General features: G+C 62.6%; 10 protein-coding genes. 8 read left to right on the top strand and 2 right to left on the bottom strand.

The window, feature by feature from the left end; genetic code table 11:
- Nucleotides 1-25: 25 nt before the first annotated feature.
- Nucleotides 26-751, bottom strand: a complete 726-nt coding sequence (locus AC07XM_RS09245; RefSeq protein ID WP_016487592.1) for a FadR/GntR family transcriptional regulator — start codon at nt 749-751, stop codon at nt 26-28.
- A gap of 329 nt (nt 752-1,080) precedes the next feature.
- On the opposite strand from AC07XM_RS09245, the gene AC07XM_RS09240 reads away from it, so the two are divergent.
- From AC07XM_RS09240 to AC07XM_RS09220, 5 genes are all read left to right on the top strand, one after another.
- A complete protein-coding gene (locus AC07XM_RS09240) occupies nt 1,081-2,229 on the top strand; it encodes a branched-chain amino acid ABC transporter substrate-binding protein (protein ID WP_024717576.1) in 1,149 nt (382 codons plus the stop codon).
- A 130-nt stretch (nt 2,230-2,359) separates the two neighbouring features.
- Nucleotides 2,360-3,298, top strand: a complete 939-nt coding sequence (locus AC07XM_RS09235) for a branched-chain amino acid ABC transporter permease (RefSeq protein ID WP_102689030.1) — start codon at nt 2,360-2,362, stop codon at nt 3,296-3,298.
- A gap of 10 nt (nt 3,299-3,308) precedes the next feature.
- The gene (locus AC07XM_RS09230) at nt 3,309-4,556 is read left to right on the top strand and encodes an ABC transporter permease subunit (protein ID WP_102689029.1); all 1,248 of its coding nucleotides are present in this window, start codon (nt 3,309-3,311) and stop codon (nt 4,554-4,556) included.
- Complete coding sequence (locus tag AC07XM_RS09225) at nt 4,553-5,326, top strand: ABC transporter ATP-binding protein (RefSeq protein WP_016487588.1); 774 nt, start codon at nt 4,553-4,555, stop codon at nt 5,324-5,326. Before AC07XM_RS09230 ends, AC07XM_RS09225 begins: the two co-directional genes overlap by 4 nt.
- The gene (locus AC07XM_RS09220) at nt 5,323-6,039 is read left to right on the top strand and encodes an ABC transporter ATP-binding protein (RefSeq protein ID WP_016487587.1); all 717 of its coding nucleotides are present in this window, start codon (nt 5,323-5,325) and stop codon (nt 6,037-6,039) included. Before AC07XM_RS09225 ends, AC07XM_RS09220 begins: the two co-directional genes overlap by 4 nt.
- Nucleotides 6,040-6,273: 234 nt before the next feature.
- On the opposite strand, the gene mrdA is transcribed toward AC07XM_RS09220, so the two are convergent.
- Entirely contained in the window at nt 6,274-8,169 is a 1,896-nt protein-coding gene (gene mrdA / locus AC07XM_RS09215) for a penicillin-binding protein 2 (RefSeq protein ID WP_016487586.1), read from the bottom strand.
- Nucleotides 8,170-8,741: 572 nt separating this feature from the next.
- On the opposite strand from mrdA, the gene AC07XM_RS09210 reads away from it, so the two are divergent.
- The 3 genes from AC07XM_RS09210 (at nt 8,742) to AC07XM_RS09200 (ending at nt 12,492) form a co-directional block, all read left to right on the top strand.
- A complete protein-coding gene (locus tag AC07XM_RS09210) occupies nt 8,742-10,082 on the top strand; it encodes an MFS transporter (RefSeq protein WP_102689028.1) in 1,341 nt (446 codons plus the stop codon).
- Nucleotides 10,083-10,184: 102 nt separating this feature from the next.
- A complete protein-coding gene (locus AC07XM_RS09205) occupies nt 10,185-11,438 on the top strand; it encodes an OprD family porin (RefSeq protein WP_102689027.1) in 1,254 nt (417 codons plus the stop codon).
- A 340-nt stretch (nt 11,439-11,778) separates the two neighbouring features.
- On the top strand, nt 11,779-12,492 hold the full coding sequence (locus tag AC07XM_RS09200) for a GntR family transcriptional regulator (RefSeq protein WP_016487583.1): 714 nt from the start codon (nt 11,779-11,781) through the stop codon (nt 12,490-12,492).
- The last annotated feature ends 7 nt before the right edge of the window (nt 12,493-12,499 follow it).

Genomic DNA, 12,499 nt, shown 5'->3' with positions numbered 1-12,499 from the left:
CGAAGAGGCCGACACAGGGTTACGATCAGGCCTTGCTGTCGAGCAGCCGCTGGTAGCGCGACAGGCTTTCTTCCAGGTGCTTGCGCAGCGCCGTACGTGCGCTGGCCACATCGCCCATGCTGATCGCTGACAGGATTGCCCCGTGCTCGCGGGCAATTTTCTTGATGTGTGCCTGGCGGTTCTTGCCGGTTACTTGGCCATGTTTGAGGTTCAGGTCAAGGATGATGTCCGGCCCCAGCGCTTCCAGCAATTGCGTGAAATGCGGGTTGTTGGTGGCCCGTGCAATCGCCAGGTGGAATTCGAAGTCGGCCTTGGCTTCCTCTTCCTGCGTGGCACCGTCCAGCGAGTTGAAGCGGTCGAACGCCTCGGTGATCGCCGCCATGCTGGCCGGGCTGCGGCGCTCGGCGGCGCGGGCCACCGATTCCGCCTCGATCCCCAGGCGCAATTCAAGGATCTGCGCCGCAGCGCGTACGTCATCGACCACGCTGTCGATGGCAAAGCCGATGCGTTTCACATCCTGCTCGACCACGAATACGCCCACACCTTGACGGGCAACCAGGCGCCCGCCCAGGCGCAGCGAGGCCACCGCTTCGCGGATGACCGGGCGGCTGACGTTGAACTCTTTGCACAGCGCTTGTTCGGACGGCAGCTTGTCGCCCGGGCCGTAGGTGCCAGTGTCGATCCGGCTGGAAAGCTCCTGGATCACGATTTCCGCCAGATTGGCGCGACGCGTGCCTAACGACGCATTCATAGAAGGGTTGCTCCTGAAACTGATTGGCTCATCACGGTTGATTCTCCGGCAGGTTGCGCGCAGCCCTCATGCCCCTTGCGGCGGGATCCGTAGCCAACCAGCGGTGATGTTGTCGGCATATGTTATCAAACATCTTACTAGCTCGTCTGATGCCCCACTTCTTGACCACGCAGATCTCGTCGCCGTGAAAATTATTTTACCTGCTCGCGTAGCATACACCCATTGACAGTTGCCTGCTGACTGTTATCTTACAAGTGCGATGGCGTTCCGGCCATTTCGCATGCGGTAAGCGATGTCGAGGTTCGTCCAATCACTACTGGGAGCTGAGCATGAATAACAACAAGGGAGGGCGTACAGCCCTCGCGACCGCGGTAACATTGCTGATGGCCATGGGGACGGCAAACGCAGCAGACAGTGAAGTTGTCAGGATCGGCTTCGCCGGCCCCCTGACCGGCCCTTCGGCGCACCAGGGACAGGACGTCGAGCATGGCATTCAGATTGCCGTAGAAGAGGCCAACCAGCAGCAACTGAAAATCGGTGACAAGGTGGCCCAGTTCAAACTGGTCTCCGAGGACGATGTCGCCGACCCACGCACGGGCACGGCGGTGGCGCAACGCCTGGTGGACTCGAAAGTGGCGGTGGTGATCGGCCACTACAACTCCGGCACCAGCATCCCGGCTTCGAAGATCTACGCCGCCGCCGGCATCCCGCAGATCTCGCCCTCGGCCACCAACCCCACCTTGACCCAGCAGGGCATCCCTTCGGTGTTTCGCACGGTCAACGACGACGCCACCCTGGGCCGCTACGCCGGCAACTACCTGGTCAGCCAGCTCAAGGCCCAGCGCATCGCCATCTTCGATGACCGCACCGCCTATGGCCAAGGCCTGGCCGACGAGGTGACCAGGGCGGTCAAGGCGGCTGGCGGCAATGTGGTGGTGCGTGAGTACACCAACGACAAGTCCACCGATTTCAACGCCATCCTCACCACTGCCAAGGCGCAAAAGGCCGACGCGGTGTTCTTCGCGGCACTCGACTACCAGGCCGCACCCATGGCCAAGCAGATGAAAAACCTGGGCCTGAAGGCGCGCTTCATGAACATCGGCAACCTGCCCAATGACTCGTTCAAGCAGATGGCTGGCAGCGCCGCCGAAGGTACCTATGCCTGGAACTATGGCACGCCGCTGCTGGACATGCCCAAAGGGGCAGCCTTCGAACAGAAGCTCAAGGACAAGTTCGGCGTGGGTGTGGTGCAGTCGTCGCCCGCTGCGTATGACGCCACCTGGGCCGCGATCAACGCCATGGTCAAGGCCGGCTCCGACGACCCCAAAGTGTATCTGCCAGTGCTCAAGAGCCAGAGCTATGACGGCGTCACCGGCACCATCGCCTTCGATGACAAGGGCAACCTGAAGAACCCGGCTGCCACCGTGTTCCAGTTCGCCGAAGGTGGCTGGAAAACCTTGTCGGTCGAGCGCGACTGAGTTTCACCCCATAACAAGCGGGCGCACGCCTGCGACATAACAAGAAGACTTTTCCCACCTGCCAGGCCAGTCGGCGTGTGGCGCTGAGCCGCCGCGCGCCGACGACAACGCAGTTTCGAGGATTCAGCGCGTGGACGGTAATTTCGATATCTTGTTGCAACAGGTCCTTAACGGCCTGGTGCTGGGCAGCATCTATGCCCTGGTAGCCTTGGGCTACACCATGGTCTACGGCATCATCGGCCTGATCAACTTCGCCCACGGCGAGGTGGTGATGATCGGCGCCATGGTCACCATTTCGGTACTGACAATGCTCGCTGGCGCCGGCTTTGCCCCTGGCGTCATCACGTTGCTGCTGGCAATCATGGCTGCTGCGGTGGTGTGCATGCTGCTGGCCCAGGGCATGGAAAAGTACGCCTATCGGCCCTTGCGCAAAGCCCCGCGGCTGACCCCGCTGATCCTTGCCATCGGCATCTCCATCGCCTTGCAGAACCTGGCGATGATGATCTGGGGGCGCGGCTACAAGACCTTCCCTGAAGTGGTAGAGACGCGGCCCGTGGACGTGTTCGGCGCCATTGTCACCAACGTGCAGCTCTCGATCATGCTGGTTGCCGTGGTGATCATGCTTGGCTTGTGGCTATTGGTGGACAAGACTCGCCTGGGCAAAGCCATGCGCGCCACCGCGCAGAATCAGGAAGTGGCCGGGCTGATGGGCATCAACATCAATCGGGTGATCAGCGCCACCTTCCTGATTGGCGCCAGCCTGGGTGCCATCGCCGGGGTAATGCGCGCCATCAACTACGGCCAGGCCGATGCCTACATGGGCCTGCTGCTGGGCCTGAAAGCATTCTCCGCAGCGGTGCTTGGTGGTATCGGCAACCTGTTCGGGGCCATGGCCGGTGGCCTGTTGCTGGGGCTGATCGAATCGCTGGCGGCAGGCTACACCGGGCAGTTGACGGGCGGCTTCCTGGGGGCCAACTACCAGGACATCTTCGCCTTTGCGGTGCTGATCCTGGTGTTGCTGTTCCGGCCCAATGGGCTGCTTGGCGAACGCCAGGCTGACCGGGCGTGAGGAGGCAGTCATGAAAAACCTCAAGACCCAGTACCTGTTGTTGATTCTCGGCTTCATCGCCTTGCCGTTCCTGGTCGAGGCCATTCCCATGCTGGGCGCTACCTGGGTGCGCATTCTTGGCTTTGCCATGCTCTACGTGCTGCTGGCGTTGGGACTGAACATTGTCATCGGTTATGCCGGCCTGCTCGACATGGGCTACATCGGCTTCTACGCCATTGGTGCCTACCTGTATGCACTGCTGGCTTCGCCCCACCTGCAAATGGCCGGCCTGCTTGAGGCTGTGCTGGACTGGCCGGTGTCGGTGATCATCCCGTTGGCTGCCGTGGCTGCGGCCATTTGCGGGGTGCTGATCGGTGCGCCGGTACTCAAGTTGCGCGGCGATTACCTGGCCATCGTCACCCTGGGCTTCGGCGAGATCATTCGCATCTTCATGAACAACCTGGACCAGCCGGTGAACCTCACCAACGGTCCCCAGGGCATCAGCAACATTGCCCCGCTGCACGTCGACTTCGGGGCATGGGCGCACGCGCCAGGTGCCGGGACAACGCCGGTGCTGTCGCTGCAGCAAAGCTGGAGCCTGTTCGGCCTGCCCGTGTCGCCGGTGATCAGCTACTACCTGTTCTTCCTGTTCGTCGTCATCCTCTGCATCGTGCTGTCCAAGCGCCTGGAAGTGTCGCGTATCGGCCGCGCCTGGATGGCCCTGCGCGAAGACGAAGTGGCGGCCGAGGCCATGGGCCTGAACAAGCGCAACCTCAAGCTGCTGGCCTTTGCCATGGGGGCGACCTTTGGCGGGGTGTCCGGTGTGCTGTTCTCCAGCTACCAGGGTTTCGTCAGCCCCGAATCGTTCACCCTGATGGAGTCGATCATGGTCCTGGCCATGGTGGTGCTCGGCGGCATGGGCTCGATCCGGGGCGTGGTGCTGGGGGCGCTGATCCTGTCGGTGATGCCCGAACTGTTCCGCGACCTGGTCAACTGGGTCCAGCCGTGGGTGATGGACAACGTCACCTTCATCAGTCGCGATATCCTGCGCAACGTGCTGGATGCCTCAACCCTGCGCATGCTGGTATTCGGCCTGGCGCTGATCCTGGTGATGCGTTTTCGCCCCGAAGGACTCTGGCCGTCCAGTCGCCGCCGTGCCGAACTGCACGATGACGACCCTGAAGCCGAGCCGGCGCCTGCGGTGCTCAGCACTGCAATCAATGGACCGGCCAGCGAAGCCTCCTTCGAACTCCCGATCAAACAGGCGGACAAGGCATGAGCGATTTCCTTCTCGAGCTGCATCAGGTGAGCAAGTTCTTCGGTGGCCTGCAGGCCCTGCATGGCATTGACCTGAGCATCCGTCGCGGCGAGATCCGCGGCCTGCTGGGCCCCAATGGCGCCGGCAAGACCACGCTGTTCAACGTGCTCACTGGGCTGTATCGGGCCGAGCAGGGCAGGGTGATGTTCGACGGCAAGCCACTGCGCATCAGCAAACCGCACAAGGTGGTGGAGGCAGGCATCTCCCGCACCTTCCAGAACATCCGCCTGTTCCACAACATGACCGCCCTGGAAAACGTGATGATCGGCCGCCACGTACGCACCCGCAGTGGTGTGTTCGGCGCAATTCTGCGTACCCCGGCCTGTGTGCGTGAAGAGCGGGAAATCCGCCAGGCCGCGCGTTACTGGCTGAACTACGTCGGCATCGGCCACTTGGCCGGTGAACTGGCCAAGAGCCTGTCCTACGGCGACCAGCGCCGCCTGGAAATCGCTCGGGCGCTGGCCACCGAGCCAAAGCTGATTGCGCTCGACGAACCGGCGGCGGGGATGAACGCTTCGGAAACCGAAGGCTTGCGCCAGCTGATGTGCAAGATGAAGGCGGATGGCAAGACAGTGTTGTTGATCGAGCACGACGTGAAGCTGGTGATGGGCCTTTGCGACCACATCACCGTACTGGAATTCGGCCGCAAGATCGCCGACGGCCTGCCGGCCGACGTGCGCAAGGATCCACGCGTGATCGAGGCCTACCTGGGTGCAGAGGCAGTGGCATGAAAAACATCCTGCAAGTGAGTGACCTGAAGGTCAGCTACGGGGCTATCCAGGCCATCAAGGGCATCGACCTGACGGTGGGCGAGGGTGAGATGGTGGCGCTGATCGGCGCCAATGGCGCCGGCAAGACCACCACCCTGAAAACCTTGGCCGGCTTGCTGAAGCCCAGCGCCGGCAGCATCACCTTCGATGGCAAGGCGCACGCGGCGATCAAGGGCCATGACCTGATCCGCGAGGGGCTGGCGCTGGTGCCGGAAGGGCGGGGCATTTTCCCCAAGCTGACGGTGCACGAAAACCTCGAGATGGGGGCCTTCAGTCGGCGCGACGGCAAGGACGCCATCGGTGCTGACATCGAACGCATGTACGGTATCTTTCCGCGTTTGAAAGAACGTGCCTTTCAGCTGGCCGGCACCATGTCGGGTGGCGAGCAGCAGATGCTGGCCATTTCACGGGCACTGATGGGGCGGCCCAAGCTATTGTTGCTGGACGAGCCCTCCATGGGGTTGGCGCCGATCATCGTGCAGAAGATTTTCGAAACCATCGTCGAAGTGGTCAAGGGCGGGGTAACGCTACTGCTGGTGGAGCAGAACGCCCGCCTGGCGCTGCAGACCTGTCAGCGCGCCTACGTGATCGATGGCGGCCGTATCAGCCTGGAAGGCTGTGCCAAGACCTTGTTGCATGACGACCAGGTGAAGAAGGCCTACCTGGGCGAATGATCCAATCACAATGACAAGAGGATTTGCCCTGGGGTTGAGTGTTTGTCTTGCTGGCCTCTTCGCGGGCACGCCCGCTCCCACAGGAATCTCACAGGCCTCAGGATCTGTGCAGTACTTGTGGGCGCGGGCGTGCCCGCGAAGAGGCTAGTAGGCCCATGGCCGATTTCCTCCCAGGCAGGTTCCCCGAGCCCAGCACCGCACCGCAGCCATTGGGCGCGAAGCAGCCCCGAATTCTCAGATGTGTGGCACGTTACGGCCACTTGCACCGCCCGCATACTCAGGCTTCAGGTGCCCTTGCTCATCCAGCAGGTAAGCATCCATCACCTCGCGCACCACCGGCCCCGCCACCCGGCCCCCAGCCTCACCGTTCTCGATCATCACCGCCACCACCACACTCGGGTGGTCGGCCGGTGCAAAGCCGACAAACAGGGCGTTGTCGCGGTGGCGCTCCAGGGTCTTGTTGCGGTTGTAACGCTCACCCTGCTTGATCGCCACCACCTGCGCGGTACCACTCTTGCCGGCGATCCGGTATTGCGCGCCTGCCGCAGCGGCGCGGGCAATACCGCGCGGGTCGTGCATGACCATCTGCATGCCCTGGCTGACCTGGTCCCAGGCATGCTTGTCGTGCAGCACGATGTTGGGCATCGGGTTGGGGTCCACCGGCGCATCGCCACCCACGGTCATGGCCAGGTGCGGGCGATGCCACACGCCCTTGCTCGCCAGCAGGCTGGTGGCCTGGGCCAGCTGCAGCGGGGTGACCTGCATGTAGCCTTGACCAATGCCAAGAATCAGCGTTTCGCCCGGGAACCAGGCCTGGCGCCGGGTGGCACGCTTCCACTGGGCCGACGGCATCAGCCCGGAGGCCTCTTCGAACATGTCCAGCGACACCTTCTGGCCCAGGCCGAATTCGGCCATGTAGTCATGCAGGCGGTCGATGCCCAGCTTGTGCGCCAGGTCGTAGAAATAGGTGTCGTTGGACCGCATGATGGCGGTGTACATGTCCACCCAGCCGTCGCCGCTGCGGTTCCAGTTGCGGTACTTGTGGTCATAGTTGGGCAGCTCGTAATAGCCCGGGTCGAACACCCGGCTGCCTGGGGTGATCACGCCGCTGTCGAGGCCGGCGATGGCCACTTCCGGTTTCACCGTCGAGCCTGGGGCATACAGGCCGCGCAGCACACGGTTGAACAGCGGTCGGTCGATGGAATCGCGCAGTTCGGCGTACTGCTTGAAGCTGATGCCCTTGACGAACAGGTTGGGGTCGAAGCTGGGGTTGCTGACCATTGCCAGCACGTCGCCATTGGCCGGGTCCAGTACCACCACCGAGCCACGGCGGTCGCCCAACGCCTTTTCTGCGGCCACCTGCAAGTGGGCGTCCAGGGTCAGGACGATGTCTTGTCCCGGGGTCGGGGCCTTGTGGTTGAGCACGCGCATCACCCGGCCCTGGGCGTTGGTCTCGACCTCCTCGTAGCCCACATGCCCGTGCAGCTGGCTTTCGTAGAAGTGTTCGATACCGGTCTTGCCGATTGACTGGGTGCCACGGTACTCGGTGCTGTCGAGAACCTTGGCCTCTTTCTCGTTGATGCGCCCCACATAACCCACCGAGTGGGCGAAATGTTCGGCCAAGGGGTATTCGCGGATGAACTGTGGCTCTACTTCCAGGCCCGGCAGGCGGAACTGGTTCACCGCCACCAGGGCGATCTGCTCTTCGCTCAGGCCCACCATCAGGGTTACCGGTTCGAACGGCTTGCGGCCACGGCGCAGGTCTTTGTCGAACTGCTTGCGGTCGTCTTCGGTCAGGCCTAGCACCTGGGTGAGGGTGTCGAGCACCTTGGCCGAGTCGCCGCCGGCCCGCTCGCGGGTCATGGTCAGGTCGAAGCTGGGTTTGTTGTCGGCCAGCACCACGCCGTTGCGGTCGTAGATCAGCCCGCGTTCGGGGGCGATGGGCAGCACGTGCACACGGTTGTTTTCCGACACGGCGGTCTGCTGGTCGTGCTGCAGCACCTGCAAGACATACAGCCGCCCCACCAGCACGGCGACCAGGCTGAAGACCAGGATGGCGCAGGCCAGGAGCCGGCGATTGACCAGGTGCTTTTCCTTTTCGTGGTCCTTGAGGGGGATGGGTTGTGGCATCAGTAGCTCTTGTCTGCAGGTATCGCGGTGGCTGTACGGGCGCGCGATCGGGCCGGGGATGCTACGCAACACCCACCGCGCCCTCAAGGCGAGTGGCGACTGACGGTGGGCGGTTAATGTCTGCCCACCCCGGAATCAGGGCGCTGGCGGGGAACATGAAGATTTGTTCATCGCTGCTGCCTCTTGAGCGCTCAGGCATGGATTTGGGCTTCTTTTATGGATCCACAAAATTGTAGCGTTCGATAAACGAACAAAATTTTTATCCAGCATTAAATCTGTAAATGCCTGATTAATATAGATAAACACAATTTTCTTTGATGATTTTGTCTTTTTCATGAACGGTTTAACTGGGGGGACTAAGCCTTGCTCATTGTTTGTGGATCCATTATCTGGTTGATTGAGCGCCTGACAGCGGCAGGAGCCCTCCTGCCGTATGCGATAACAATTACAAAAAGGGTCCAAGTCATGAATGGCTTCTCACGGCCACGGAACCGTCATGGTTCCTACCGCTTCGCCTGCGTCTGCACATCTGTCCTCTCACTTGTGGCCAACCCAGGCCGGCAGGTGACCCTATGAATGCCGATCTCAAGCAACGGCTGGACAACGACCCGATGGGCCGCTTTCAGTACCTGGCCATCGGTATTTGTATCGTCCTCAACATGATCGATGGCTTCGACGTCCTGGTGATGGCCTTCACCGCTGCCTCGGTGTCCGCCGAATGGGGCCTTAACGGGGCGCAGGTGGGGCTGCTGCTCAGTGCCGGCCTGTTCGGCATGGCGGCCGGTTCGTTGTTCATCGCGCCTTGGGCCGACCGCTTTGGCCGCCGCCCGCTGATCCTGCTGTGCCTGGCGCTTTCCGGTATTGGCATGTTGCTCTCGGCAATGAGCCAGAGCCCGTTGCAACTGGCGATGCTGCGTGGCCTGACCGGGCTGGGCATTGGCGGCATCCTGGCCAGCAGCAATGTGATTGCCAGTGAGTACGCCAGCAAACGCTGGCGCGGCCTGGCGGTGAGCCTGCAGTCAACCGGCTACGCCCTGGGCGCGACGCTGGGCGGTTTGCTGGCGGTATGGCTGCTGGGGCATTGGGGTTGGCGCTCGGTGTTTTTGTTTGGCAGCATTGTCACCGTGCTGGTAATCCCGCTGGTGCTGTTGTGGCTGCCGGAGTCGCTGGATTTTCTGCTGGCGCGTCGACCGGCCAATGCGCTGGCACGGGTCAACCGCCTGGCCATGCGCCTTGGCCAGCCGGCGCTGGCACACCTGCCAACACCCGTAGCAAGGGAGCCGGGCGCCGCCCGCGGCTTCCGGCAACTGCTGGCGCCGTCCATGCGCCGCACCACGCTGGTGATCTGGTTACTGTTCTTCCTGGTCATGTTCGGGTTCTACTTCGTCATGAGCTGGACGCCGAAACTGCTGGTCGCCGCCGGCCTGTCGGCACAGCAGGGCATCACCGGCGGGGTGCTGTTGAGTGTCGGCGGCATCCTCGGCGCGGCGCTGATCGGTGGCCTGGCGTCGCGCTGGCCACTCACCCGCGTGCTGGCGCTGTTCATGCTGATCACGGCGGCGTTGCTGGTGCTATTTGTGGTCAATGGCGCGTCGGTCAGTGCAGCCTTGGCCTTGGGGCTGCTGATCGGGCTGTTCTCCAATGGCTGCGTAGCCGGCCTGTATGCCCTGTCGCCGGTGGTCTATGACGCCTCGGTGCGCGCTACCGGCGTGGGTTGGGGTATTGGCATCGGCCGCATGGGCGCCATCTTGTCGCCGACCGTGGCCGGCGTGTTGCTCGATGGCGGCTGGCAGCCACTGCACCTGTACGGGGTGTTTGCCAGCGTATTCGTGCTTGCCGCGGGTTGCCTGCTGTTGCTGCGCCCAATGACCAAGCCGGCGCCTGCGCAGCCGGCAGATGCACTGAGCCACTGAGCGCAACCCGGCCTGGCCGGGTACCTGAATGCAGCGTGCTGCCCTGGGCCAAGTTGGCCTGGGGCGTTCGGCTGCGCCTATTGAAAGCGGAGAACAATAATAATGATGCACATAACCTGCACCCTGGCCCGTTCGGCCTCGGTGGTTTCGCTGGCGCTTGGCCTGGGTATGCCGGCTTGGGCCGAGGAGGGGGGCTTTTTTGAAGATGCCAAGGCCGGGCTGACACTGCGCAACTACTACTTCAACCGCGATTTCCGCGACCCAGGAGCGGCCAAGAGCAATGTCGAAGAATGGGCCCAGGGCTTCATCTTCAAGTTCAGCTCTGGCTACACCCCGGGGCTGATCGGTGTTGGCCTGGACGGCATCGCGATGTTCGGCATGAAGCTGGACAGTGGCCGCGGTACCAGCGGCTCCGAACTGCTGCCAGTGCACGATGACGGGCGTGCGGCCGACGAGTATGGCCGCGCCGGGCTGGCGGCCAAGCTGCGTATTTCATCGACCGAGCTGAAGGTGGGTGAGTTGCTGCCGGATATTCCGCTGCTGCGCTACGACGATGGCCGCCTGCTGCCGCAGACCTTCCGTGGCGCCATGCTCGACTCGCGGGAAATCGAAGGCCTGAGCCTGCAAGCCGGCCAGTACCGCGAGGTCAGCCTGCGCAACTCGTCCGATATGCAGGACCTTTCTGCCTGGGCCGCCCCCGGGGTTACCTCGGACGGCTTCAACTACGCCGGCGCAGAATACCGCTTCAACCAGCAGCGCACGCTGATTGGCGCCTGGCATTCGCAGCTGGAGGATATCTACCAGCAAAGCTACTTCAACCTGCTGCATAGCCAGCGAGTGGGCGAGTGGACGCTGGGGGCCAACCTGGGTTACTTCATCGACCGGGATGACGGCCAGGCGCGCATTGGCGATATCAAGAGCCGCACTGGTTACGCTCTGCTGTCAGCTTCGCACAGTGGCCACACGCTGTACCTGGGGTTGCAGAAAGTCAGTGGCGACAGCCAGTGGATGTCGGTGTACGGCAGCAGCGGCCGCACCTTGGGTAACGACATGTTCAACGGCAACTTCAGTAACGCCGACGAGCGCTCGTGGCAAGTGCGCTACGACTACAACTTTGCCGCGCTGGGTGTGCCGGGACTGTTGGCCATGGTGCGTTACGGGCATAGCGAAAATGCCACCACGGCGGCAGGCAGCAATGGCAAGGGGTGGGAGCGTGATACCGAGGTGAACTACACGTTCCAGAGCGGAGCGTTGAAGAACCTCAACATCCGCCTGAACAACGCCACCAACCGGCGCAGCTTCAACAGCGATTTCGACCAGACGCGACTGATCGTCAGCTACCCGCTGACGCTTTAAGCGGCAATATGCCCAGTGAACACGCTCCTTGTATCGCGCAGGGTTCAGGCTTATGCAGTACCTGTAGGGGCAACTGTCTTGCACCACACCTGAAAGCTGGCGCGACAACTGTGGGGGCCATTGTGTTGCTCAATATCCGGAATCTAGCGCGGTTTCTGTAGGAGCGGGCTTGTCCCGCGAACACCGGCAAAGCCGGTGCCAGGTACCGCGTTGCCTGCTTCGCGGGTGAACCCACACGCACACACCTGTCTCGAGCCTTGTGTGGTGCGCTCCGAACAGGCCTGCAGCATCCCCTCGGCTTGCGCTAAGATGCCCGCTCATGTCCCTGGAAGTAGCCTGGATGAGCAAACCCGGTCAAATGGTGCTGGTTGCGCTGCGCAAGATGATCGCCTCGGGCGAGCTGGCGGCCGGCGAGCGCTTGATGGAAGTCCCCACTGCCGAACTGTTCGGCGTCTCCCGCATGCCGGTGCGCATGGCGTTTCGTACCCTCGAGCAGGAAGGCCTGCTGGTGCGTTTTGGCGGCCGGGGTTTTCAGGTGCGCTCGGTCAGCGCCGATGACATCGCAGGTGCGGTGGAGGTCCGCGGCGTGCTGGAGGGGTTGGCCGCTCGCCAGGCTGCAGAGCGTGGCTTGTCGGCGCAAGCGCGCGCGGCGCTGCAACAGTGCCTGGTCGAGGGCGATCAGTTGTTCGACAAGGGCTTCGTCACCGAAGAGGACCTGCAGGCCTATCACGACCTGAACATGCGCTTTCACCAGGTGATCATCGAAGCCAGCCACAACCCGGCCATCGCCGATGCCCTGGCACGCAACGACCACCTGCCGTTCGCCTCGGTCACCGCACTGGCCGTGGACCGCCATGACCTGGCCCGCGAGTACCGGCGCTTCAACTTCGCCCATATGCAGCACCACGCGGTGTTCGACGCCCTGACCAACCGTCAGGGTGCCCGCGCCGAAGCGATCATGCGCGAGCACGCCAATGCCACTTTGCGCTACGCCGAGACCTTTGGCGGCGCAACGGCGGACGCGAGCATGAAAGTCATCCTGCCCTTGTCGTAAAACTGGT

This window comes from Pseudomonas sp. GW460-LB5 (assembly GCF_059423245.1).
Note: the sequence above shows the minus strand (reverse complement) of the source record. Positions and strands in the feature narration are given on the sequence as shown.